Origin of the sequence: Luminiphilus sp. nBUS_16, from assembly GCF_051201645.1 — a bacterium.
GTDB lineage: Bacteria > Pseudomonadota > Gammaproteobacteria > Pseudomonadales > Halieaceae > Luminiphilus.
The window spans coordinates 708,418-734,303 of sequence record NZ_CP179205.1 but is presented as its reverse complement, the minus strand read 5'-3'; the positions used below and the strand labels follow the sequence as shown (position 1 = coordinate 734,303).

Annotated in this window: 20 protein-coding genes; 13 read left to right on the top strand and 7 right to left on the bottom strand. The window is 52.8% G+C overall.

The genetic code is table 11. From position 1 onward, the window contains the following. Window positions 1-18: 18 nt before the first annotated feature. A complete protein-coding gene (locus ACMAY6_RS03345) occupies window positions 19-1,443 on the top strand; it encodes an aldehyde dehydrogenase family protein (protein WP_435214427.1) in 1,425 nt (474 codons plus the stop codon). 32 nt (window positions 1,444-1,475) lie between these two features. On the opposite strand, the gene ACMAY6_RS03340 is transcribed toward ACMAY6_RS03345, so the two are convergent. Beyond that, a complete protein-coding gene (locus ACMAY6_RS03340) occupies window positions 1,476-2,597 on the bottom strand; it encodes a dimethylsulfoniopropionate demethylase (RefSeq protein ID WP_435214425.1) in 1,122 nt (373 codons plus the stop codon). A gap of 227 nt (window positions 2,598-2,824) precedes the next feature. Between ACMAY6_RS03340 and ACMAY6_RS03335 the strand changes: the two genes are divergently transcribed. Beyond that, window positions 2,825-3,994: an iron-containing alcohol dehydrogenase gene (locus ACMAY6_RS03335; RefSeq protein ID WP_435214424.1), complete on the top strand. Its 1,170-nt coding sequence runs from the start codon at window positions 2,825-2,827 to the stop codon at window positions 3,992-3,994. 36 nt (window positions 3,995-4,030) lie between these two features. Continuing rightward, complete coding sequence (locus ACMAY6_RS03330; protein ID WP_435214422.1) at window positions 4,031-5,761, top strand: sodium:solute symporter family protein; 1,731 nt, start codon at window positions 4,031-4,033, stop codon at window positions 5,759-5,761. 133 nt (window positions 5,762-5,894) lie between these two features. On the opposite strand, the gene ACMAY6_RS03325 is transcribed toward ACMAY6_RS03330, so the two are convergent. From ACMAY6_RS03325 to ACMAY6_RS03315, 3 genes are all read right to left on the bottom strand, one after another. Beyond that, window positions 5,895-6,731: a mechanosensitive ion channel family protein gene (locus tag ACMAY6_RS03325; protein WP_435214420.1), complete on the bottom strand. Its 837-nt coding sequence runs from the start codon at window positions 6,729-6,731 to the stop codon at window positions 5,895-5,897. 200 nt (window positions 6,732-6,931) lie between these two features. Continuing rightward, window positions 6,932-7,309, bottom strand: coding sequence for a VOC family protein (locus tag ACMAY6_RS03320; RefSeq protein ID WP_435214418.1), 378 nt, complete (start codon window positions 7,307-7,309; stop codon window positions 6,932-6,934). 132 nt (window positions 7,310-7,441) lie between these two features. Then, window positions 7,442-9,808, bottom strand: coding sequence for a prolyl oligopeptidase family serine peptidase (locus tag ACMAY6_RS03315; protein ID WP_435214416.1), 2,367 nt, complete (start codon window positions 9,806-9,808; stop codon window positions 7,442-7,444). Between the two features lie 279 nt (window positions 9,809-10,087). Between ACMAY6_RS03315 and ACMAY6_RS03310 the strand changes: the two genes are divergently transcribed. The 6 genes from ACMAY6_RS03310 to ACMAY6_RS03285 all read left to right on the top strand — a co-directional run bounded on the left by ACMAY6_RS03310 (window position 10,088) and on the right by ACMAY6_RS03285 (window position 17,370). Further along, window positions 10,088-11,782: an N-acyl-D-amino-acid deacylase family protein gene (locus ACMAY6_RS03310; RefSeq protein WP_435214414.1), complete on the top strand. Its 1,695-nt coding sequence runs from the start codon at window positions 10,088-10,090 to the stop codon at window positions 11,780-11,782. A gap of 69 nt (window positions 11,783-11,851) precedes the next feature. Next, window positions 11,852-12,433, top strand: a complete 582-nt coding sequence (locus tag ACMAY6_RS03305; RefSeq protein ID WP_435214412.1) for a tRNA-(ms[2]io[6]A)-hydroxylase — start codon at window positions 11,852-11,854, stop codon at window positions 12,431-12,433. Then, window positions 12,430-13,725: a hypothetical protein gene (locus ACMAY6_RS03300; protein WP_435214410.1), complete on the top strand. Its 1,296-nt coding sequence runs from the start codon at window positions 12,430-12,432 to the stop codon at window positions 13,723-13,725. The genes ACMAY6_RS03305 and ACMAY6_RS03300 overlap by 4 nt, the downstream gene beginning before the upstream one ends. A 76-nt stretch (window positions 13,726-13,801) precedes the next feature. Beyond that, window positions 13,802-14,704, top strand: a complete 903-nt coding sequence (locus ACMAY6_RS03295; RefSeq protein WP_435214409.1) for a sterol desaturase family protein — start codon at window positions 13,802-13,804, stop codon at window positions 14,702-14,704. A 138-nt stretch (window positions 14,705-14,842) separates the two neighbouring features. Beyond that, window positions 14,843-15,466, top strand: coding sequence for a hypothetical protein (locus tag ACMAY6_RS03290; RefSeq protein WP_435214407.1), 624 nt, complete (start codon window positions 14,843-14,845; stop codon window positions 15,464-15,466). 242 nt (window positions 15,467-15,708) lie between these two features. Next, window positions 15,709-17,370 (top strand): amidohydrolase family protein, encoded by a 1,662-nt coding sequence (locus ACMAY6_RS03285; protein WP_435214405.1) that lies wholly within the window; start codon window positions 15,709-15,711, stop codon window positions 17,368-17,370. Between the two features lie 360 nt (window positions 17,371-17,730). Here ACMAY6_RS03285 and ACMAY6_RS03280 read toward each other — a convergent pair whose 3' ends face one another. Further along, window positions 17,731-19,659, bottom strand: a complete 1,929-nt coding sequence (locus ACMAY6_RS03280) for a beta-ketoacyl synthase (protein WP_435214404.1) — start codon at window positions 19,657-19,659, stop codon at window positions 17,731-17,733. Window positions 19,660-20,205: 546 nt separating this feature from the next. Here ACMAY6_RS03280 and ACMAY6_RS03275 point away from each other — a divergent pair. From ACMAY6_RS03275 to ACMAY6_RS03260, 4 genes are read left to right on the top strand one after another with little or no spacing between them, the layout of a single operon-like run. Further along, on the top strand, window positions 20,206-21,840 hold the full coding sequence (locus ACMAY6_RS03275; protein ID WP_435214402.1) for a nitrite/sulfite reductase: 1,635 nt from the start codon (window positions 20,206-20,208) through the stop codon (window positions 21,838-21,840). Then, window positions 21,827-22,192: a DUF934 domain-containing protein gene (locus ACMAY6_RS03270; RefSeq protein WP_435214400.1), complete on the top strand. Its 366-nt coding sequence runs from the start codon at window positions 21,827-21,829 to the stop codon at window positions 22,190-22,192. Before ACMAY6_RS03275 ends, ACMAY6_RS03270 begins: the two co-directional genes overlap by 14 nt. Next, complete coding sequence (gene cysG, locus ACMAY6_RS03265) at window positions 22,189-23,595, top strand: siroheme synthase CysG (RefSeq protein ID WP_435214398.1); 1,407 nt, start codon at window positions 22,189-22,191, stop codon at window positions 23,593-23,595. Before ACMAY6_RS03270 ends, cysG begins: the two co-directional genes overlap by 4 nt. A gap of 9 nt (window positions 23,596-23,604) precedes the next feature. Beyond that, entirely contained in the window at window positions 23,605-24,273 is a 669-nt protein-coding gene (locus tag ACMAY6_RS03260; RefSeq protein ID WP_435214396.1) for a phosphoadenosine phosphosulfate reductase family protein, read from the top strand. A gap of 33 nt (window positions 24,274-24,306) precedes the next feature. Here ACMAY6_RS03260 and ACMAY6_RS03255 read toward each other — a convergent pair whose 3' ends face one another. Continuing rightward, window positions 24,307-24,690 (bottom strand): hypothetical protein, encoded by a 384-nt coding sequence (locus tag ACMAY6_RS03255; RefSeq protein WP_435214394.1) that lies wholly within the window; start codon window positions 24,688-24,690, stop codon window positions 24,307-24,309. After that, complete coding sequence (locus ACMAY6_RS03250; protein ID WP_435214392.1) at window positions 24,687-25,862, bottom strand: saccharopine dehydrogenase family protein; 1,176 nt, start codon at window positions 25,860-25,862, stop codon at window positions 24,687-24,689. Before ACMAY6_RS03250 ends, ACMAY6_RS03255 begins: the two co-directional genes overlap by 4 nt. Between the last annotated feature and the right edge of the window lie 24 nt (window positions 25,863-25,886).

Here is a 25,886-nt window from a genome sequence, read left to right as displayed (position 1 = left end):
CTAATAAGCGAGTGCCTCATGGAAAATCTGCACAAATTTTATATCAACGGCGCTTGGGTCTCTCCTGACTCCACTGTCACGATGCCCGTTATCAATCCCGCTAATGAGCAGGTTGTTGCTACGGTGGCGCTAGGCAACGCGAACGATGTCGATCGTGCTGTAGCAGCAGCCAGCCAAGCATTTGAAACGTTCTCAATGACCTCAAAGCAAGAACGGCTGGCATTACTCGAACGTATCAAGCAAGTAACCGAGGCCCGATTTGAAGATTTGGCTCAAGCCATGCGCGAGGAAATGGGCGCACCCATTACTTTTTCCCGTGAGGCACAAGCAGACGCTGCCATTGGTCACTTGCAAGGTTTCGTTGATGCCTTGGAACGGCTCGAGGAAGAGGTCGATCTCGGCAATGGGGAACTGTTAGTCCGTGAGCCTATCGGCGTTTGCGGCCTAATCACGCCCTGGAACTGGCCAATCAACCAAATCGCATTAAAAGTTCTTCCCGCTCTCGCTGCTGGCTGTACCTGCGTCCTTAAACCCAGCGAACACACCCCGCTATCTGCAATTATTTACGCTGAAATTCTCCACGAGGCCGGCTGCCCCCCTGGTGTTTTCAACCTTGTAAACGGGGAAGGGCCCGAAGTGGGTGCCGCCATGTCACAACATCCCGATATTCAAATGATGTCCTTCACCGGCTCAACTCGAGCAGGCACAGCGGTAACACGTGATTCGGCAGAATCTGTGAAACGCGTGACGTTGGAACTGGGAGGCAAATCGGCGAATTTAGTGTTCGCCGATAGCGACCTTGAAGAACGCGTTCAAAACGCGGTGGCTGAGTGTATGGCCAATACAGGGCAGTCCTGCGATGCCCCCACGCGCTTACTGGTAGAACGCAGCTGCTACGACCAAGTCGTCGAAATAGCCCGCCAAGCGACAATCGCCACTCGAGTTGGCGATCCAGTACAGGAGGGGGATCACATAGGGCCCTTATTTGATCGCATACAGTTTGATCGCGTCCAAACCCTCATTGGTGTCGGTATTGATGAAGGCGCTAATTTGTTAGTGGGTGGATTGGGTAAACCCGAGGGTTTTGAGACTGGCTGGTATGTCAAACCGACTCTGTTCACCGACGTACACAACCAAATGCGTATTGCCCGCGAAGAGGTCTTTGGACCCGTGCTCGTCGTGATTCCCTTCGACACCGAAGAAGAAGCCATTGCAATCGCCAATGATTCGCCCTACGGCCTAGCCGCCTATTTGCAAACCGGTGATCCCGCGCGGGCCCGAAGAGTGGCGCGGCAATTGCGCGCAGGTGCTGTTCATGTCAACGGTGGCGTCTATGAATACGGCTCGCCTTTTGGGGGTTACAAGCAGTCGGGTAATGGCCGAGAGGGTGGCATGATGGGGCTTGAAGACTACCTCGAGACTAAGATGCTGCATGGCATGTAACCCGCCACGAAACGGCTAGAAATGGCAAAAACTCACTCCAACGAGCTAGACCAGTCGTCATTAGCAACTCGTAGTTCTCTTGCCCCTTCGGGGGTAAGCACTGTCCCACGGCGGCCCTCTTCACAGCCGTCTACGGGCAAATAGCCAAAGCCAATATTTTTACCGAGATTTGGCGAGTAAACGGCGCTGGTGACCGTGCCAATATCTTCACCTGCAGCATCTTGGATCGCATAGACCGTTCGTGGGTTCGCGATGGGCTCACCCGCTATAACGACCTTTACCAGTCGTTGAGTAACACCCGCTTCAGCAATCGCCTCCAGCGCAGCACGACCTAAGTAGTCAGCTGACTTACCCAGCTTAAAAAAGCGGTCAAGCCCGGCTTCTAAGGGGTTATTTGCCAAGGTCATATCGTTACCAAAGGACAACAATCCGCTTTCAATGCGCTCAATAAGATTGGGACAACCGGGGCGCACTTCAAGATCCTCTCCAGCCGCTGCCAGTGTGTCCCAAAGCGTCACACCCGCATCGGGCTCCTGCAGGTAGATTTCATAGCCGCCCTGTCCACTCCAGCCCGTGCGCGCGACCACGACTGAAGTCCCGGCGATTTCCGTTTCTATAAAACGAAAAAACTTAAGTTCCCTGATGGTGTCTCCCAAAACTCGGCTGAGGAGGTCAGCTGATTTCGGGCCTTGAATAGACAATGGGAAAACATCGGGATCGAAAACACGCACATCAAAACCTTTACCCAATGCCAGGCCCTTAGCCCACAACAAAACATCAGAATCTGATAGCGAAATCCAAAACCGGTCATCCGCCAATCGTAAAATCAGCGGATCATTGATAATGCCGCCAGCCTCGTCGATAAGTGGCGTGTAAATGCACTGCCCCACCTGGCAGCGCGAGACATCACGAGGGGTTAGATACTCAATAAAATCTGCCGCATCCGGACCTTGGACCTCAACCTGTACTTGGCAAGCAACATCCCACAGCTGAACGTGTTCACGCAGGTGCCAGTAGTCAGCCTCTAGGGATTCATAGCAGGTTGGCAACACTAAGTGGTTGTAGACGGACGCAGACTTTGACCCCTCTAAAGAGCGTAATTCAAAGGGTGATACACGCAGGCGTCTTGAGAAAGAAATAACGGGTGCATTCATGGGCGTACTCTTTTTTTTATGTCTAATCTGTTGTTATTTTTTTGGTGTACTGCCGAAATACTGGCGTGCCATAATTTCGCGAATAATGCGCCGCTAGAGGGGCTTCACGCAATAGGTTTCATCCCCTTTAGATGTGGTAATTTTCCTGCATAATGAAAAATTAATGCGTCTCTGAAAAAACCGCTGACAACGCAAAAAAAAAACCTTACAAAAAGGACCTTGTCACAATGAACCACCTGCTATCACCCCATGACTGGAGTTATCCCGTGCCCATCGCATACGGACCCGGGCGCTTGAGCGAAATTGGCAAGCATTGTGTAGCACTGCGCATGACAAACCCCCTCATCGTTACCGATAAGGGCTCTAGAGACCTTCCCTTTATCGCTCAAACCCAGTCGTCATTGGAACATCAAGGTCTGAGATCACGTGTCTTTTCCAATATTTCACCAAACCCAAGAGATCACGAGATAGCGAGTGCCAAGGCCACTTTTCGTGAGGGCCACCATGATGGCGTCATTGCAATGGGAGGTGGTAGCGGTATGGACGGCGGCAAGGCAACCTGCCTAACAGCCAATAATGATATCGATCTTTGGCGTTTCAATTATGACGCGCCAGTAGTGGACATCAGCACTGGGAACGCCTTCCCGCCTCTAGTCTGCATACCCACCACATCGGGTACCGGAGCAGAGACCGAGAGCACTGCTATGATCACAGACACTCAGCGAGGGATGAAACTGTGTGTCTGGCACCCTGCGCTCAAACCATCACTCGCCTTGCTTGATCCGAAAATCACCCTGGGCCTGCCGCCGCACCTCACGGCGTGGACCGGCATCGACGCACTCATCCACGCGATTGAAGCGTATTGTGTGCCAGACTTTCATCCGCAATGCGATGGCACCGCACTAGAAGCAATCAAACTTATTACTCGCTGGCTTCCCATTGCCGTGGCTGACCCAGACAACCTTGAGGCCCGAGGCGGCATGCAAGTGGGATCCTGCCTTGGGGGCATTGCCTTTCTTAAAGGCTTGGGGGTTGTTCACGCGATCAGCCACATGGTCGGCGCCGATTACGACACTCATCACGGATTGACCAACGCCGTCGCATTACCCGCCGTCATGCGCTTCAACGCCCCTATGCTGACGGAGAAATTGCCGGCTTTGACAGCGGCCCTTGGATTGGCAGATAGTGAATTCGACAGCTTTTATCAAGCTTTGTGCGCGCTGTTGGATGAGCTTGATATTCCTAGGTCGCTGGCTGATCTCGGTGTGCCTCTGTCCGCCGCCCCAGCACTGGCGAAAAAGGCCCACCTTGACGCCGCTGCTGCAACCAATGCCCGTCCAGCTTCTGTCGGTGACATAGAACGGATTTTGGAAGAGGCCATTACCTATGGTCGGTGACTATTACAGCCATCGCTTTACTCGGGTGCTTCGCTGATGGATAGCTTTAGCCTAACCATGATTCTGAGTGTCATAGTTTATTTGGGTACCGGCTGGTACGCCGGGCGCAAAGTGCGGCACCTTGATGATTATTTCGTGGCGGGTCGCAATGCCCCAACGCTTCTCATCTTGGGCACGTTGATTGCCAGCTTCATGAGCACCAACGGATTTATCGGTGAGGCCGGTATGTCTTACCGAGGACACGGACCTCTGATCATTATCATGACCGCCGTCAACTGTTTGGGCTACGTCGTGGGGGCCTTATTCTTCGGTCGCTACCTGCGTCGAAGCCAAGCACTAACCGTCCCGGCTTTTTTTGGCGCACGCTTTCAGAGTCGGCGAATTCAATCATTAGCTGGGCTTTCGATTGTCGTCGGTCTCAGCGGCTACCTGCTCGCCGTTACTTGGGGCGTTGCCATGGTCGTCACACAACTGACCGACCTGTCGGAACCCATCGCCATCATCCTTGTGTGGGGAAGTTATACGCTGTTCACGCTTTACTCCGGATCCAAGGGTGTCATTTTAACCGACACCCTCATGTTCATCTTATTTACGTCGGTCGCCATCGTCGCACTTTCCTTTTTGGTGAGCGCGAACGGCGGCTGGTTTGCCAGCATCGAAGCCCTTGCCTTATTTGAGACAAAACCCGACGTCATTGCCTGGCATGGTGTCGTAGGGCCTGAAACCAGCTGGGACACTCCGGGGCAGGCACTTCTATGGGCACTTATTTTGGGGGTTGCATGGGGCTTCGTCGTGGCCGTCAGCCCTTGGCAGTCTAGCCGCTATTTAATGGCAAGGAGTGAGCATGTGGTGATTCGCTCCGCCTGCGGTGCCGCGATCACCATGCTGCTGCTATATTTGGTCACCACGTTTTGCGCCACCATTGTCAATCTCAGCAACCCCAACATAGACCCCGCGGAGAGCGTCATCATCTGGGCTGCCATGAATGTAGTACCCACCATCGTCGGCGCACTGCTGGTGTGTGGCATTTTAGCAGCGGGACTGTCATCGGCATCGACTTTTCTGTCTTTGGTTGGCTTCAGTGTGAGCAATGACATTCTTAAGTTACCAAACAATAAAAAAATACAGCTGCGCGTTACTCGCTTGACCATGCTGGTAATCGGTCTCGTCGTCATTACCCTAGCCTTGGCCTTACCCAGTAACATATTCTGGATAACCTACTTCGCAGGCCCTCTCTTTGCCTCCTCGTGGGGTGCTGTTGCGTTCATGAGTATTTGGAGCTCAAAGATTACCGAAGCCGGCGCCTTTTGGGGCATGGCAGTAGGTTTTTTAGTCAACGTCTTGATGAATCTATTGTCACTGAACGATCTTGTAGACTGGCCCGTTATTTTTGATCCCATTTTAGTAGGCGCCTGCGCGAGCTTTCTGACGGTAGTCACCGTATCGCGGCTTGGCAGGGTCAGCCCCGGAGAGGCTGACTACCGAAAGGCCCTCCACAAAGTCCCCGAAGAGGAGCATGACAGCGGAGAAAATCGAACAACTCTCATTTGGCCTGCCGTCATGATTTTGGTAGGCGTCGCTGTTATGGGCATGCTTTATATGTTCTATGCGAAACCTTACACGCAAGCCCAAAACGGAACTTCGGTAGGGCAGATGACCCTAGCGACGGGTGAAGCCGTTCTGGCACTCAGTTATGGCCTGCCGCTGATCGTCGCCGGCCTTCTTGTTTGGAAGTCTGTTAAAACCTTTTACCGAAAAGACGGATAATTTGCTCACACACTAACGGTATCTAGGTCCCGCTCTTTGGGGAGCAGACACGGCAATAAAGCCAGGATGGCTCTGATCGCGCCGCGCAAGCCCTGCTCTCAAAAAAAGGCAACTGTTACACCGATCAATACCGTCAAGACTCAGTGCTGTGCCCGTCGTCATTAGGCAGGTGAATGTCCATTTGAGGGAATGGAATTGATAACCCCTGAGCGTCGAATTCAAGCTTAACTTTTTCGGTGGTATCCCACAGCACGGGCCAATAATCGGCGCTTTTTACCCAAGGTCGAACAATGAAATTCACTGAGGAATCGGCTAATTCTGATACCGCTATCACCGGTTCAGGCTCGGCTAGCACCCTGTCATCGGCCAGTATAATTGTGCGCAGCAACGCCTTGGCCTCTCTCAGGTCATCACCATAATCAACCCCAAAAACCATGTCGACGCGGCGAGTACTGCGTGCCGAGTAGTTAGTGATAATGCCTCCGTAGATAGCACCATTGGGAATGATCAGCTCGCGATTATCGCCAGTGCGCAATACCGAGCTGAAAATACCAATATTCTCAACGACGCCGGCAACACCTGCCAACTCAACGAAATCTCCAGCCTTGAAAGGGCGAAAGACAATCAACATGACTCCCGCCGCAAAGTTTTGTAGAGAATTTTGTAATGCCAAGCCTACGGCAAGGCCGGCCGCGCCCAACAGAGCGATCAATGAGGTGGTATCGATTCCCAGCTGATTAAGCGCTGCAATCGCGACAAATAATAATAAGATAGCCTTGGTGATGGACGTGACAAAACTGATGAGAATATCGTCCATTTTCGACCGTTGGAGCAGTTTTACGACAACATTGGTCAGCGTGTTAGCCAGCCATTTTCCAACAAAAAAAATGACTAGCGCGAGAGCAATATTAGCCGCGTAAGGGAAGAGGTAGGCATCTGCCATCGCTGTAATATCAAGATCGTCGAACATAACGTGCCCTCACTTTTATCGTGTATGAATTTAGGCAAGGCCTCTACGTATTCAGCCTGCCATGTCGACAGCAGTTAGTCCGCCGTCTCTTGGTGCTAAGTTTTGAGCAGGGCCAGCAGTGACGAGTAGCTTTTCACTCGCCTCTGCGGCCCCAGTTTTCAATCAAATCACGTAGGGATTTTGCTGCAAACGACGCCCCACTAAACCCTGACTAGGGTACAAATTTTATTTCCTGAAGGATCGCGCAGGTAAGCTAAGTACAGCGGACCCATACCACCCTCACGAACCCCGGGCGGTTCTTCACAGGCTACCCCACCGCTCGCTAGACCCGCAGCATGCCATGCATCTGCAGCTTCTGTCGTTGCCGCAGAAAAACCTATCGTTGAGCCATTACCATGGCCTGCAGGATTGCCGTCGATAGGCTGACTTAACGCAAAAATACCCGTGTCCGTCATGTAGAACACGCGACCTTTTTCGTCGATAACACCGGGACCGTACCCCAAGGCGCCCAACGTTGCGTCGTAAAATGCCTTTGACGCTTCGATATCATTGGCGCCGACCATAATGTGGCTAAACATAACGCTATCCTTTTAGTTAACTGTTGAAAGTGTTTTCACCCTGCAAGGTGACTAAATGCTGAGTGCGAGGATGATCCTAAATCTTACGTTTAGCCAAGTCACACTCTTTATCTGAGAAACACCATGGCGCCATTACTGTGCGCCTCTTAACTCCGACTCAAATAACTTTAAAATTCGTCGATACTGATCCAACCAGCTTTCAGGATGAACGTAACCGTGGGGCTCAAGGGGGTACGACGCCAGTTCCCAATGCTCTTTCTCAAGCTCTATGAGGCGCTGAACAAGACGCACCGAATCTTTGTAGAACACATTGTCATCTAGCATGCCGTGACTAATGAGTAGCGCCCCCTCGTAACCCTCAACGAACTCTATAGGAGAACTCCGATGATGGGCTTCAGGGTCGACTGCGGGCGTGTTGAGAATATTCGCCGTATAGGAGTCATTGTAGTGTCGCCAATCCGTGACGGGACGCAGAGCTGCTCCGGCAGTAAATATCTCCGGGGCCTTAAACAGAGCCATAAAGGCCATAAACCCACCGTAAGAACCACCATAGACGCCTACGCGATTGGGATCCCCTCCGTGTTTTTCAACCAACCATTGCACGCCGTCTATGAGGTCTTCGAGTTCTGGCGTGCCCATTTGACGATAAATCGCCGTTCGCCAATCACGCCCATAACCACGGCTAGCCCGATAGTCCATATCCAACACGTGGTAACCACGTTCAGTCAGAAGGTTGTGAAACATCTGCTCTCGAAAATAGTAGGGGAATTTGTGATGCGTATTTTGGGTATAACCCGCACCGTGAACGAACATCACAATGGGGCGCAAACCCTCGAAATCCCCCTGAGCCGGATAGAATTTTGACCAAATCGGTTTTTCAACGCCATGCCGAGATGGGATTGCGACAAATTCGGGGTTCTGCCAATGAACCGCAGAATAGGCGTCATTAAGGGTGTCAGTCTGTGAACTGAGATCCCCATTGACTAAATCCACAACGACCGCTTGCGTCGGTCGATAGGTCTCGGAAAAAAGCACTAACGCCTGAGTGCCTGTAGGATGCAGAGAAAAGCCTTCTACACCCTTGAGCTCTGTCAAACGAACCATTTTTTGAGAAGCAGCATTCAGGCGGTAGACATCGTACTGAGTTGGGTGGGCACGGTTACTCAACACCAGCGCCGACTCCCCATCGGGTAGCCAGGCAACATCGGTAACTTCGAATTCTCCCTGACTGTGTTGCATCACTACGCCGTCCCCACGAGTCGCGTACAGATGGCTATATCCAGAGGCTTCCGACAGCCACCAAATTTGATCGCCGCCAGGAATCCAGCCAACATCGTTGAACTGCCAGTTGATCCATGCCGGGTCGTGCAGGTGCTCGATCAAATTTAGCTCTCGAGTTTCAGCCGTCAGTCGCAGTGTCCAGCGATCCTTATTGTCGATAGCGTGCACTTGCACCACCGCATCAGCACCCTGATCGTGCCAAATGAGACGTTCAAAACTGACCGGCCGTGGATTTTCGGCATCGTGAACGGGTATATCTTGGGCACTCTTTAAATCCGCCAATGGATCTAAATCAATGCCGGGAAGCGCTGCCATGCTCAACTCATACCGCTGCCGGTTGTGCATGTCTAAGAGCCACAATGCCTGCGATTTTGGCGACTCTCGACCCACCAAGCGGCGCACGTCTTCAACATCGACGTACCCCGAGCGGGTCACATAATGGGGCATTTTGTCGGCTTTGTTGTTATCTGCGGTCGCAGCGGTCACTGACACCAATAACCAACGTCCATTTGGCGACAGTGCGCTATTAACCAACTGATGATCAGCACCCAAGTACCAAGGGGTTATCCCTGATGTCATCGCCTGCGCTTGCTCCACGCTTTGGTCAAACTGCACTTGTTGCGCAAGCCGCTCACGCTCTAGGGTGGCAAACAGTCTCAGCTGATCCTGAGCTAAGCCATCCTCAGAAATCGCGTGGGGGGCCTCCTCAAATACCAAGGGCGTTAAAGCCCCCACACCGCCACTGGCCAGATCAACGCGCCACCATCGTTGGTCGGCCTGAAAAAATACCGTGTCACCTGCGGGTGAAAATTGAGGCCGACTCGCAGGTGTAGTTCCAGCAAATAAAACGCGGTGGGTCTTTTTGTTCAGATCGCGCAAGACCACAGCGCCAGCATGAATACTAACGGCCAAGCCACTGGCCGAGTGAACTCTGGGGTTTGGGCCATCGCTTCGGGCTAACTGCGATGCGGAAACAACCGCAGGGTCGCCCGCCCCGGTCATAGCAAAGGTATCTCTTAGAGTACTGCCTGCGCGTTTGGCCCGGTAAAAATAGCCACCGTCATCTAGCTGCCACCAGGCTGCCTCTACCGGCGCACCAATCCAATCAGGGTCCGCCATGATCGTTTTGAGGTCCGCAGCGTTCCCTACTGGCCCGACTACGAGGATGAGTGCACACAAAACGGCAGCAACCGTCCGCTGGTAATTCATAAATTTCATAGCTGTACCTTGTTTCAAAAACCCGGCCAAAAGTGTCAGAAGGCGCTCATAGTGACTTCCGGTCTGTCACGAAAACCTATTAACCTCGATTGGTTCCCGATGCTTAGTCGGACTCATAGGTGTCGGAATAATCTAAAACTGCCTTAGACCTCCGCATTAGGCTAATCTAAAAACAGTTTATCTTGCTTGTCATCACTGACAGGCGAAAATATCCCATGTCCCCTACCCTGCGCCAAGATGCTAAGTTAACGCCATCTTACGCGCTCGAGGGCAGGATTAATGAGGCAACTTACAAAGCTTTTTGGCACAGCCGTTATTTTTTTTGGACTGACTGTTTGCAATGCTCTGAGCAGTGAAACCTCGCCTCACTTTGATACGCTGATTCGCGGCGGATTAATTTATGACGGGGCGGGCAACGCGCCTTTTGTCGGAGACCTGGGCATAACAGACGATCGCATTACAGCACTGGGCGCTCTTCAAAACGCGACGGCTGATACTGTGATTGACGCGCAAGGCAAGGCCGTCAGCCCGGGCTTTATCAACATGATCGGCTGGGGTGTCACCAGCCTTATCATCGATGGTCGAGGCCTAAGTGACATCACACAGGGCATCACACTTGAAGTCTTTGGTGAGGGTAATTCGATGGGGCCATTGAGCCCCGCCATGAAAAAAGAATTTCCCAAATATTGGGGTGGACTGAGTCCCGAGTGGACTTCCTTAGGAGAGTACTTAGAGTTTTTAGAGAATAAGGGTGTCGCGCCAAACGTCGCCTCCTTCATAGGCGCCACAACACCACGAATACATGTACTAGGGCAGGACGATGTTGATCCAAGTCCAGAACAAATGCAGCGCATGCAAGAGCTGGTTCGAGAAGCCATGCGCGAGGGTGCTGTAGGCGTTGCCTCATCGCTCATTTACACGCCCGCCAGTTTTGCGGAGACCGAAGAATTGATCGCTCTGGCGAAAGCAGCGTCAGAATATGGAGGCATCTATGCCTCGCACCTTCGTAATGAGGGCAAACAAATTTTCAGCGCCCTAGAAGAACTGCTTACAATTGCCAGAGAAGCCGAGATACCCGCTGAGATTTACCACATTAAAATCGCGCATCCTCCCTCATGGGACCGCTTCGACGCAGTGCTTACACGTATTGAAGCAGCCCGCGCTGAAGGCATCAAAATAACCGCCGATATGTACCCCTACCCTGCTGGCTCGACGGGTTTGGATGCCGTCATGCCCGCCTGGGTCAAAGCCGGCGGCATCGACGCGTGGATAGCACGAATGCAAGACCCGGATACCCGTCAGACCCTGGCTCAGCAGATGAGAGAGGACTCAGATGATTGGGACAACCGCCTCGCAAGCGGTGGGGCAGAAACCGTGATGTTGGTTGAATTTCAAAATCCAAAGCTCAAACACCTCGCGGGGAAGACCCTTGCAGAAGTTGCGCTTATGCGAAAACAAAGCCCCGAAGAAACGGCCATGGATTTGGTCATTGAGGATAGAACGCGCGTTGGGGCCATGTACTTTAATCAGTCTGAAGACGTCGTTCGAAAAGCCATCCAACAGCCTTGGGTAAGCTTTTGTACTGACGCGGTCACCATCGCCGCTGAGGGCGATGCCCTACTGAACCACCGACACCCTAGGACCTACGGCACCTTTCCGAGAGTGCTAGGACATTACGTACGGGAATTAAATTTACTGACCCTTGAGCAAGCCATTAACCGTGCCAGTGGTTTGCCCGCCACCAACCTGTCGTTACGCAACCGTGGCTTTCTCCGGGAGGGTTATTTTGCCGATGTCCTTGTGTTTGATCCCGAAACCATAATTGATCAAGCAACGTTTCAACGACCCCATCAATATGCCGTTGGTATGGAGCATGTATTCATCAACGGCATTGCGGTGATTGCAAACAGCGTGCCTACTGGTGCCACTCCCGGTCGTGTCGTCCGAGGCCCAGGCTGGACAGGGTGGCAATGACTGCCCGCCCCGCACCCACCCAGACGTCAGGTCGGGTACAATCGCTGTTTTGCGCGATTTCAAGATTCTATGGACCACCACAGCCCTCTTAAAAGTCCTTCTCCACAAGCTTGGACCGACTGCGTACTCAGTGATTTTGATGCCTTTCTTCTAGACCACGCTGCTGCCGAAAAAAAGGCGTCCGGCATGGCGCTGTCGATGGTATCCCACTACCCGGACCGGCCCCGGTTAGTGCTCGCGATGGCAGAACTTGCAGTCGAGGAAATGGTCCATTTTCGCGAAGTCATAAAAATCATTCAGGCTCGTGGACTAACGCTCGGTGCCGACGTAAAAGACCCCTACGTCAATTGTATTAGGAGCCTGTTACGCCAAGGCTCCGAACTTTATCTTCTAGATCGACTGCTAACCGCCGGCGTTATCGAAGCCCGCGGCGCCGAACGCTTTGGCTTAATTGCAGAAGCACTTCCGGAGGGTGAATTAAAAACGTTCTACCGCTCGATAACACGGTCTGAAGACCGACACTTCGAACTCTTCCTAGATCTCGCCTCCGAATATTTTTCTGCTGAGATTGTCGAGTCCCGCTGGCAGGAAATTCTGACTTTCGAAAGTCAGGTGGTTAGCGAGCTGCCGATTCGTGCAGCACTCCATTGAGCGGCGGCACCGATACTGTCATCGAAAAGTACCTATCGCTGTATGCTTTGCTGCCCGCACTACCAAGGTTTAACCAGCGCTGGAATCACGTCATGGTCGTGCCCTGTTTCAAGGAGCACCCTGACTGCTTTATGCGCATCCCCACACCGCCCTCGGGCCAGTCTCTGCTGGTCATTGGCGTTCTGAATCGGCCTGAAACAGATCCAGATCTCAATGCAAATGCCCTGCTACGGCACTACGTAAAAGAGAACACGAGCAGCTCACCACTGCCGGGGCTCACATTGTGCCCTCTCGCACCCGCCGTCACTCTGCTCATGATAGATTTAGAGCACATCGAGGGAGCAACTCCAAAATCGGAGGGTGTAGGCAGAGCGAGGCGAGTGGGCTGCGATCTGGCACTTTGGCTTATCTGGCAGGGTCATATCGAGTCCGAGTGGATTTATTCTTGCGACGCCGATGCCCAGTGGCCCTCACACTACCTCAGCCAATCTTGGCCCAGTGACGCAGCGGGCATCGCTCTTCCGTTCCAGCATGTCGGCGATAGCGAAGCACCTCTCAACCAAGCCACATTAGTTTATGAATTATGGCTACATCACTATATTTCGGGCCTCGAATTCTCCGCATCACCCTATGCTTTTCACACATTGGGTAGCAGCTGTGGCTTCAATGCGCGCTGCTATGCAGCCGTCCGTGGCATGCCTTTACGCGCTGGGGCAGAGGACTTTTACCTGCTCAACAAACTCGCAAAAATGGGGCAAATCTTCAGACCCGCTGGCCCTCCTGTGCTAATTCAAGCTCGCGCGTCCGACAGAGTGCCTTTTGGCACCGGCCCAGCGGTCGCCCGTTTAATGGCATCAGGAAAGCCGCAGTTGACGCCCTTTTTCTACCACCAAAATAATTTCAATGCGCTAAAGCAAGTTCTTAAATGCTTCCCGCAGTGGCTTACCCGTCAGGAGCCCGAGATCCACCAAAATTTATTGCGGCTTCTCCCCGAAGCCCTTGCTGATGCAGCGACAGCTCAATTGCTGAAACTTGGGTTACCAAAGGCGATCAAACACGCACGAAGCAACAGCGAAAATGTCCAACAACGTGAGCGTCAGCTTCATACTTGGTTCGATGGATTCAAAACCCTTAAATTTCTCAATGGTTTTCGAGATTCGACGAGCGGCCATCAAAATCTTCTGCAAGTGTCAGACAATGCCTACCAGCCTCTGACAACAGAGGCTTTATGCGCAATGCGAGACGCTATGGTCAGCCAATGGGGCTGGCAACTACAGCAGGGGGCTGCGTAATACTTTAGTGGCGCAACAAGCGCCAAAAAGGCTTTAGAATCCATTACAATTCCAATAAATAAATAGAGAAAGCGCTATGTTTGATCGAGTGATGGCCGTGATGCAAGACGATCTCGTGTTGTTGGCCCTGCCAGCCTTCTTTGCCGCCTTGGGCGTTGAATTATTGTGGGCTAAAAAACAGTTTAGGCCCGTTTACGAGAGCCAAGATTTTTGGGCTTCCATGCGCATCATGGTGTTGACTGTGTTTGTGGATTTACTGCCCAAACTCGGTGGCATTTTCCTGATGTTTCTCTGTTACGACCTGTCACCGTTGAAAGATACGGTAAGCCGCACCATTCCCTGGTGGATCGTGCTGTTTTTCCTTGATGACCTCACTTATTACCTATTTCATCGAGCCAACCATGAAGTGCGTTGGATGTGGGCGGGACACTCATCGCATCACAACTCACAGTATTATAATTTAGGAACAGCGCTGCGCCAGGGCGTAGGGGAGCGGGTTGCAAAGTATTTGTTTTGGTGTCCTCTAGCCTTACTGGGCTTCGATCCGGTGATGATCGTTACCATGATGAGCATAAGTCTCATTTACCAATACTGGTTACATACCGAAGCGATTGATCGAATGCCCAAGTGGTATGAATTTATCTTTAACACACCCTCCCACCATCGGGTGCATCATGGTTCTAACACCCGCTACCTTGATCGCAACCACGCCGCCGTACTTATTATTTGGGACAGGCTGTTGGGTACCTTTAGTGAGGAGCTTGTATCGGAGCCCGTGCGCTATGGATTAACCCAAAACATAACCTCCCAACGGGTGCTTGATGTAGCCTTTGGGGAGTACGGCAATATGTCGCGAGATGTAAAACGGGCAGCGCGTTGGCAAGACAAGCTCGCGTATTTGTTTAAAGCCCCGGGGTGGAGCCATGATGGTCCCGACAAGCGCTCTAATACGCTGCGTCAAGAGGCCGGTTTAGATTAGAGCAACGAAGATTGACTTGCTCTGGGGATTTGCAGATAACCTTCGCACACCATGTCCCAATTTCGATGGATCTAGCTGCACTAAACATAAACGAAACAAGTCGGCAGCACAGTAAATCTTGAAAGCTCGGAGCCGTGGGTGCACCGGCGCCTATGGTTCGAGCCCAAGGTATTCGACTTCAATAACGCTGCATGCCAAAATTTGCGTTCACCCTATGATGACGTCAAAGCAATGAGTCGTTTTAAAAATATGGTCGGTCAGTGGTTCTTTGCTCTGCTGACAAGTTGGACTCTGCCAGTTGCTGCTGCAGAAGATGCCTCACTTCAGATCTCGCTGGAAGGTGGCGCATTTAATGCGAAATTTAAATTCTTTGATGCAGCTGATGGCTGCCCCAGCTATAACGACATTCCCGGCGCGACAAATTTCCTAGGCGGCGTTCGCGCGTCTGATAAGGGCAGCAGCAAAAAGTTACCCGTGAATACCCCCATCCATGTATTTTTATTCAAACCCAGAGATACACCGGGAATTTCTGCAGCCGGTGGCGCAACGGAAATCAGACGACGGGCGCTTCAGCTGACCTTAAGCGGAGATGCCTCTCTCAGATACACCGAATTCAATGATCACGTACCCAGCTGGGAAGCCTCTGACAACCTACGCGTAGCGCCGGCAGAAAGTTGCTTAGCCCCTGAAGACTCGGCACCCCAGCCAGCAACACTACCAACCCCCGACTCCGCCGCAAAAACAGACACTCCTGACACTTGAAACACCGCCAAAAAACACTCGCACCTTGCGAATGTCCACCGAATCAGGTTACTGGCATTATTGCGATGATCAATTTATAAGTACAAGCGGCTAATCAGATCTAACGGACTTTCAAACAGCCAGCAGCGTGGCGCCTAATGATGTCTTACCCCGAGCTAGATTAAGCCAAGCCCCGAGGGAGCGACGAGATCGTTTTATCCTCTCTCAGCGTGCAAGCTGTAAGGGCATAAAAAGGAAAAACTATGAACAGACTGCGTTTGATTTTCGCTATCACACTGGCACCGCTGCTGTTCTCAGCTGCCGGCACTGCAACGGAGACAGATAGACTGTTTGCGAACATCAAGGACGGCGTTCCACCCCGAGGAGAAGGTCAGGGACAGTACGATCAACTCATCATTCGAGGCGCTTATTTAATCGACGGCACCGGCGCGCCTGCGACCGGGCCCGTGGATGTCGTTGTGGAAGAAAATCGTATCACTCAGGTCACAACAGTCGGCACTCCCGGCATTGCCATCGACCCTGAGGGCCGACCGCCACTGCTCGATGGGGCTAATTTGAAGACCCGGGAAATCGATGCCCATGGCAAATACTTGCTACCAGGCTTCGTTGACTCCCACACGCATATTCATGCACCCGATAAACGTCAAAATGTTCCTGCTGACTACATCTTTAAGCTTTGGTTGGGCCATGGCGTTACCAGCACACGAGAGGTGTTTGGTTCCGACGGTGAAAGCCGGCTTTTAGCCTTAAAAGCACTAAGCGAAAAAAACGCCATTACCGCGCCTCGCATTACCGCTTTTCCCTACTTCGCGATGCCTGCAGATGGCGACGAAAAATTACCGGCCATAAGCTCTGCCGAGGATGCCAGAAAAAGAGTCCGCTACTTAAAGCGCATAGGCGCCGACGGCATTAAATTTATGGGAGCCCCAGAAGATATTTTGTGGGCAGCGTTAGACGAGGCAGGGCAACAGGGTCTGGGCACGACCATGCATCACGCTCAGTTAAACGTAGCCCACGCCGATGTGCTGGACACCTCAAGCCACGGTCTGGATTGCATGGAACACTGGTACGGACTGCCTGAGGCGCTGTTTACTGACAAAGTCATACAAGACTATCCCTCTGACTACATCTACAGCAACGAACAGCAGCGCTTTGCGCAAGCCGGACGTCTATGGAAGCAGGCCGCAGGACCAGGGACCGAGCGCTGGAATGAGGTCATGGCGACGTTGCTCGAACGGGATTTTTGTTTAAGCCCCACGTTCACCATCTATTTAGCCAGCCGAGATCTTATGCGTGCGTACACCGCCGAGTGGCACTACGAATATACTGCCCCCGCACTATGGGATTTCTACCGTGCCAGTCGCGAGAAACACGGCTCATTCTTTTTTAATTGGACAACTCAGGACGAGATCGAGTGGAAACACAACTATCAGCTGTGGATGCAATTCGTAAACGAGTACAAGAATCGCGGAGGTAAAGTCGTCGTCGGTAGCGATACCGGCTATATCTATAGCCTTTATGGCTTTGGTTACATACAGGAACTGGAACTTTTACAAGAAGCCGGTTTCCACCCACTGGAGGTAATTCGTGCTGCCACCAAAATAGGCGCTCAGGTTCTGGGGAAAGAGAGCGAACTCGGCACGGTGCAAGTAGGGAAGAAGGCGGACCTCATCATTGTCGATGAAAACCCGCTGCATAATTTGAAGTCACTTTACGGCACTGGCGTACCCAAATTGAATGAGAAAAATCAGAGGGTCGAACGTGTTGGTGGCGTTCGATGGACCATTAAGGATGGTATTGTTTACGACGCCCGTGCCCTCCTAGCCGATGTTCGCGCCATGGTGCGAGCGCAGAAATTAGAAGCGGGACTTGACCCAAAAATTCCGATGTCTGTCGAGCAGTAGAAACATTGCAGCCATCCAATAAAGTGCACTGCATAGACGTCTACGGCGCCAAAGATTCACTCATTGCAGGGCCTCGACCGACAACAAAGTCAACTGCGATCCGAGTCAGGCTTCAAGCAGCACCCAGGCGAGCTAATCGCGCCTGGCAGGTTGTGACCAATGCAATGCAATGCCATCCCAGCCCAGCCCAGCCCAGCCCCACAGCAATTACTGAACGCATAATCAAGCGGCTGGTTTATTAAATAGGCCTTACGGGCAAGGCCACAAGAGACCCTTGAAGGGCTCATGGCCTAAAGCGACCGAAAGACGTTTTAGGCGATTATCGCCACACCTGCCTTTAGACCTGCTCTAGTCACAGGCTCAGTCCGTCATATCCTGATAGGGATTATCTGTAGGCAAGGAAATGCTGTTGGCGAAACCTTTTATGGAAATGCAGGTTTCGCTGATATCAATATTTGCTTCATCGATCATATCCTCACCAAACCGGTAAATGGGTGCGTACTCACCCAGATCGGCGGCTCGGAGATAATTTTCCGATGCCTTTAAACTCGACTCGCGCTTTTTCGTGTAGGCAGTCATGGCCGCCTCACCGTAACGCTTGCTCAGCATGGCCTCGGTCCGGCTAGGGGACAATACGACCGCCGATGCATTATTGCCACCGAACCCCTTCGAGTTAAGGATCGCCACTTCCAAATTATCGGGGGTTGTTGTTTGATGATCGGGACCCATTTTCAAGCGCTCCTGATGAACGTCATCGGCAATCGCGTCGATCGTCGGGATACCCGGCAAGATGCCGTATTTGAAACTGCCCAAAGCCGTCGCGAGTTGATCCGCACTTGCCGGGGCAATGGTGTGACCCAAGTAGGCCTTTACAGCGACAACAGGCCATTCCTTGATATCGAAGGCCTCAGCAACTTGGTCGAAAATCTGCGACTCAGATACGCGATTTTGAGGGGTACTTGATCCATGGGCCAAAACAAAGCTTTTATCCTGAACTCCAGCTTTGCCAACGACCGCGGACGCCGCTGCAACGGCCTTTGCCATGCTGATATGGTTACCCGGTCCGGGAGCACTGATCGATTTTTTTGTGCCGTCGGCGTCGACAAAAACGTCTGTCACCGATCCTAAACAAGGCGCTCCTAGTTCAACGGCTAAGGCATCATCCATCAAAATGAAGTATTGGCATGACTCGCCAATCGTGAAGCCACAATTGTCTCCAAAGGGGCGACTTGCTCGGCGATGGTCTACCTCATCAGTGCCGTACAGCTTCATCATGTTGGCATCGGTTGCGAGCGCGCCCATGGTTCCAAAGCCATCCATGAGCTCAGGGCCAATAGGTGCTTCGCTATTACCTACCATCGCCACTCGAACTTTCCCGGCTTTTAGGTCGGACACGGCATGGCGTAAATTGGATAAAAACGTTGCGCAAGCTGCGACCGAACTACTGGCGATGCCCACGTTTGCTAGGACATAGGCATTAATAAAATCTGTCGGCATGGAATTTACACCCATTACCAAGGCCTTAGTGGTAACGCGCTCTCCTTTCATACGCGCCTGGTGCATGCCTCCGTAGGCTTCCTTACCCATCTGGCCAAAACCACTACTGGAGTAAACCCCCACCTCATCGGGCTCAATATGTTCAAGAACGGTATTCCACTCGATACCCAAAGCCCGCAAAGCATCGGTCGCTCCGAATAGCGCCATTTGTAAACCACGGGGCTGAAAGCGCGAATTGTAAAGGTCGGCTATTTCAAACCCACTGGGTAACTGCCCCGCGGCTTTCACCGGAAAATCCCGAAAATTATCTAATTTGACCTCAAGGTTCCCAGTGACGGTGACCTGCACTTGTCCGTCATGGAAGGGCTCTACAGTCCAACCCTCAGGCAGCTCGGTAGGAAGCTGATCCGTCGCCAGTACGAACTTCAAGGATTCAGTGGCTTCTCCTGACGCACTGCGCAAAGACGCCGGGGACTGCCAGTGCAACGCGTCAACGTCAAAAACAGTGGCTTCGACCCGCCGCACCAAAGTTCCGTTAAGCACTTGCTCACGATAACGTTGAGCGACCTGAGACGCCGTCAGGGCACCCTCTGATCTCTCGTCCTCTGTTGGAAGGAAACCCGCTTCACCCTCAGGTTTGACCAAATTCATCATGACCGCCAAGGCAACCAGTGTTTGCTGCTGCTCGGCTTCGGGCAGCAGATCGATCACCATACGACGGAAACTCTGAAACCCCGAGGTCCTGCCCGCGGCATTTACCCCGCCCATACTGACAATGACTGGCAAACGCATCGGCTAATCTCCCACTGCATGGATTGCTGTTAATCCGGCGATTTTATCGCTGTTCTCTCAGCACATGCCAATCTAGATTTATTCGCAATACACAGCCCCGCGCCAATCACGCCAATCACGCCAATCACGCCAATCACGCCAATCACGCCAATAATGCTGCTGGCAACGGCCGAAAAACTCGCCAGCCGACCATCGCAACCCCTGTTGTCACTGCACTCTCGAGGTTTTTAGAGGAATCTTTTTATCACCGCAGGCAATAGAAAAATGACCTCCCGCAATGAGTAAAGACAGCGATCCAGAGTCATCCCCTAAACACGGTGAACCACTAAAAATTCTATGAAAAGGATCGATAGAATCCATGAATCCGGCTACCGCGGCCCGCTCCCACTGTTCTGGGTCGACTTTTATAAGGGGTCAGCCCTATTTTTGAACGGGATTGAGGGAGACACTTACAACCATAAGGAATATAGGAATGATTTTATATTCTTTTTAACGGTTAATGGGTTTGCGTAGAGTCTCACCATTAAAGAAGCGACCTATTGCGCCATGTATAAATACACCCCCATCGATCAAGCCATTGTAGACGCTCGAGTCAGCCAGTTTTCCGAGCAGATGACGCGCTATTTAGCGGGCACATTGCCGGAGGAGCAATTTATGCCTCTGCGTCTACAGAATGGCCTGTATATCCAGCGGCATGCGCCCATGCTCCGAGTCGCCATTCCCTACGGCACATTGGCGGGCTATCAGTTGCGCCACCTAGCGCACATTGCACGTCAATACGACCGTGGCTATGGCCACTTCACAACTCGGCAAAATATTCAGTTCAACTGGTTAGCACTGGAGCAGGTGCCCGCGGTTTTGGGAGAGCTCGCGACGGTTCAAATGCATGCCATTCAAACCAGTGGAGCCTGTGTTAGAAACACCACCACCGACCCCTTGGCCGGAACGGTGCCAAATGAGGCCATCGACCCTCGAGTGGTGTGTGAGCTCATTCGCCAGTGGTCGACCTTTCATCCGGAATTTGCGTATTTACCTCGAAAATTCAAAATTGCAGTGGTAGCCACTGAGGAAGATCGCGCGGCTATCGAGGTCCATGACGTTGGCATTCGCATCAAAAAGCATGTGATCCACGGACTCGCTTTTGACCTCTGGGTTGGCGGCGGTCTGGGGCGGACGCCGCTTTTAGGGCATCGCCTGCTAGCAGACCTGCCACTAGACGAGTTGAGAAACTGGCTCACAGCGGTGCTGCGTGTCTACAACCTCGCAGGCAGGCGTGACAACAAGTACAAGGCTCGGATTAAAATTTTGGTGAACGCCATGGGGGTGGAGGCCTTTCGTGAAGCCGTAACTCACCGCTATCTCACTGATCATGATAGCGATTTAAAAATCAGCCCCGAAACATTTGAAGAGTTGAAGGGCAGTTTCGCTTGTCACCTCAAGCCGCAACCGGCTGAGGGACATCAAGGCTCACCCGATTTCCAACGCTGGTATCGGCAAAACACTAAGCCCCATCGCATTATGGGCTACCGCTCGGTGTTTATTTCATTAAAACGTCCTGGCACTGCGCCGGGTGACGTTACCGCACTGCAAATGGACGTCGTTGCTGACTTGGCAGATCGTTTCAGCCAATCGGAAATACGCACGACCCATGATCAAAATTTGATATTGCCCCATGTGGCCGAGAGCGATCTCAAGGAATTGCTGCAGGCCCTCAGTGCACATGATTTAGCGCACCCCAACTTGGGGCTTATCTCTGACAGCATTGCCTGCCCCGGCCTGGACTTTTGCAGCCTAGCCAATGCCCCTTCACTGTCCTTGGCCGAGGCCCTTCATGAAACCTTTGATGATCTCGATGAGCAGGTTGATATCGGACCACTAGAGGTCAAAATTTCTGGCTGCATGAACGCATGCGGTCATCATCACATTGCGCACATTGGTATTTTAGGCGTCGAGAAAAAAGGACAGCCTTGGTATCAAATCACCTTGGGTGGACGCGACCAGCAGGGCGCTGCGCTGGGTAAACGGCTGGGGCCCGCCGTGCCCCACGACGACGTACTGCCGCTCATTAAAAGACTCGTCGACACCTACGTTTCAGAACGTCAGCCCGGCGAATATTTCGTCGGCTTTGTCGATCGAATCGGTGTCGATTACCTCAAGGAAATCAGTTATGCCACTCATTAACTCACAGGGTACTGTGACCGCCATAAGTCCCCCTGAGGCTTTAGATCCAACGCAGAGCGACATAACAGCTGTCGGCAATGTCGTGATGATTGCCTTTGCCTTTGACACTCCAGTCGACGGCAAGGCCTTTTCGGCGGCGGCCCTGCTTCGCGCCGAGGGCTACTCCGGCACTCTTATTGGCGTCGGCCCCGTAGGGCTGGATCGTTTGGCTTATGGATTCCGCGCGGGTTTCGATGTGCTCGAATTAACTGATGACGAGTGGCAGCAACTCCAGCCTCATCATCTTTCACCCTTTCCACATCACTACCAGCCTGTAGCTCGGTCCAGTCAACCGTTGAAGAAAAGCGCATGAACGCCCCTCTTCCCTTCCAATTGCAGATTTCCTCGCGACCGGTTTTGCTCATAGGCACCGGCGAGGCCGCTGAGGCTAAGGCGCGACTGCTACAGGAACGCGATGCAGACATCACCCACTGGCACACCACTCCCAACGAAGAGGAACGTGCTCGCGTAGAGCAGTGTAACCGTGACCCAAAGACTCGCTATGTTTTGGTCGTAATCGCGGAGGTCAACGCTTGGACTGAGGCCTTAATGCCATGGCTTGATTCGGAAAGATTGCTTATCAATGTTGTCGATGCACCGCAGCTTTCGCAAGGCTTTATACCCGCCATTGTGTCTCGAGGCCGCATTCAGATTGGCATTGGCACTGGCGGTAGCTCGCCTGTCTTGGCCCGGTTTGTTCGAACCCGATTAGAACAGGCCCTGCCACAGGGGCTTGAGCGATTAGCTGAGTTTGCCGATCGATGGCAGCTACGCGTGCGCCAGATACTCGACACGGTGAGTACCCGTAGACAGTTCTGGGAACGGCATCTCAGTGGACCTGCAGGTCAGGCCGCTCTTAACAACGAGCCCGACCTTGCGGACAGCATACTCACCACGGCCTTAAACGCTGATCACTCTCCGCAAGGGCGCGTAACATTAGTGGGCGCGGGCCCCGGAGATGCATCGCTATTGACCCTTAAGGGACTGCAGCGACTGCAAGAGGCCGATGTTGTTCTTTACGACAAGCTGGTCAGTCCAGAAGTCTTAAGCCTAGCCCGAAGAGATGCTCAAATGGAGGACGTTGGGAAACGCCGAGGCCACTGCCCAACACCGCAAGACAGTATTAATGCGCGCTTGGTTGAGCTTGGGGAGCAAGGCCTCACCGTTTGCCGACTTAAAGGCGGCGATCCCTATTTGTTCGGCCGAGGCGGTGAAGAAGCACTTGCCTTGGTACAGGCTGGTATCCCTGTTGAGGTCGTACCCGGCATAACAACCGCCAGTGCCACCGCTGCTGCCACAGGCATACCCTTAACTCATCGCCGTGTTGCACGGTCGGTAAGGTACATCACGGGTCACCTGGCATTACAACAAGCCGACACTGACTGGCAGACACTCGCGCAGGAGCAAGAAACACTGGTGATCTATATGGGCTTCACTCACCTCCAAGCAATAGCACAGCGCCTGCGGGAATCGGGGCTCAAAGCAGAAACACCCTTTGCCCTCATTCAAAATGCAACGACGCCGCGACAGCGGGTCGTGCACGGCCAGCTGGATCGTGTCGATGAGGCCGCGGCTGAACTTTGTTTGGAAGAAGGGCCCGTTCTGGTGATCATTGGTGAGGTCACTCGGCTCGCCCAAGAGCTTGCGCCCAAGGCCGGCGGCGACGTATTGAAAAGCCAGCACACCGATCCTCTGTACTGGCTGCAAAGCGCCTAGGATATTGATATGAGCAGCGCTGTATTTGCGAGAAAAAGTGTCGCCTGGGACTTAAACGCCTTAAACGATACGCTTGAGGGAGCCTCGCCAGAAACCATTGTGCGATGGGCATTGGCGCAGAACCTTCGAGTGATCACAAGCACCAGTTTTGGTCCCCAATCTGCAGCAATGCTGCACCTGGCGAGCAAGCTCGGCCCTTCACTCCCGATCCTTTGGATTGACTCTGGGTTTGCCCCTGCCAACACACGTGAATTCAGTCGCCAGCTTGTCGCGCAGCTCGACCTAAATCTTGTGACCTACCGGCCGACATTGACACCTCCGCGCTGCTTGCGTGCCATTGGCGCTGCAGACACTGAAGACCTGAGCGAGGAGCAGCGTGCAAAGCTGGCCCACCTGGTAAAAATTGAACCCTTTGAAAGGGCCATGAGCGTGATCAAACCGCATATTTGGTTGACCGGAATTCGTGCTGAAGAAACAAGCTTTCGGGCTCAGTTGCGTCCGGCAAGCTGGGATGATCGGGGAATCTTAAAACTGGCGCCTTTCCTACACAGCACCGAAGCCGATATCGACGCGTATCTTGCTCAGTACAAACTACCCACGGGTCCTGCCAGCGTCGACCCCACTAAAGCTGCCCCCCACCTTGAGTGCGGGCTCCATACCCGTCGCAGCGATTCCTAATCACCCAGACAAAAGCTCTTCGGGGACCATTGCTCACCTGATCTCGGGATCAGGCTTTTTAGCCACGTCCCAGTAAACATAAACGCTGAGTTCAGGCATTTGGAATATTAACCCGTCAGAACCTAGCCCTGAGCGTCGGTACACCGGCTGCCCGTCTTGATCGAGGTAATTGCCTACCGCGTCCGCCTGTGGACTGAGATGATAAGCAATGCCATCGCTGCGCGTAATCGACACATAGCCCTGTCGCTGAGAGAACTGGCAGGGCAGCGTTTTAGACGCCTGAGACTCGCCTTGAGGATATAGCTCGCAGCGGGCTGCTAGGGTGTCACTGGCGGCGGGCAACGCCACCGCCATCGTGACGAGTGCCAGTGAGCAGGCGCGCAAACAACCCCGTACTGCACTGGCACCTCCTGTCATGGCGACTCGATTTTAAACGTAATGCCCGCATTTGCTTGCAAACGGTCAATCAGAGGTTGCCCCATAGCCGCAGCTGGCGTCGTGACCCCACCCTCCCCCAATTCAGGGTTGTTCAGCAGGCACAGAGCCGCCTCTGCCAGCATTTTTGAGGTGGACCCGTAGCCCGGATCGCGATCGCCTGCCACCGAGGTAATTAACATCTCGCCGCCGGTTCCCTGCGCCACAAAAATAGCCTCGTAATTACCGGCTTTACGCTCTTCCGCGGAGGGTCCTTCACCAGGTTTTAATGGGCTCTCAGCTAACGTCTTATCTCTAGCGACAAAATCTGCCGTGGCCTTGCCCTCATCACCATCACCGGTGAGCATCATCTCGTCGTAAGCAAAATCTTCGCCATAGGGATGCCCCATCAGAAAGTTAGAGCGATGAATGTTCTTGGTGTTAATCGCCGCCATAATAAAAGGCGCAGACCAACTCTTCAGCTCCTCGTCATACTGAGGCTGATCACCATCGGGCTGGGCTGGACCCGAAAAACCCTCGGTCAGCGCAAAGGGGTTCATCAAGGTTGCGATAATTTCAGGCTGTGCCGCCGCTGCTGTCATCGTTGCTCGTAGCGAGGCAATTGTGCCTCCCGAGAAGCTGCCATTCATTGCGCGAACACGACCCTTAACCCGGCTCACGGTACTTCCCGTGACCGCCTTGGCGTGTTCTTGAAGATGAAATACCCCAAGATCAAAAGGAATTGAATCGAAGCCGCAGGAGTGCACGATGCGAGCTCCAGAGGCCTTTGCAACCGTGTTGTAAGTCGCAATGGTGTGGTGCATCCAAGCAGGTTCACCACTGAGATCCACATAATCTGTGCCGTGTGTTGCGCACTGCTTGACCAGCTCCTCTCCATACAACTGATATGGCCCAACGGTGGTGATCACAACACCTGCCGACTTGACCATGGCCTCTAGGGAAGCTGGGTCGTCACTGTCGACAGCAATGAGTGGAATGGCCTCAGAAATGCCCATTTCACCGCGTACTGCGGTTAATTTTTCAATGGAGCGGCCCGCCATGGCCCAACTAAAATCGGCATTGGGGTACTGTTCATTCAGATATTCCGCGACCAAACGGCCCGTGTATCCTGACGCACCAAAAACCACAACGTCATACTGTCTTTCTGCATTCATAGCCAAACTTGCTCCAGTAAAAAA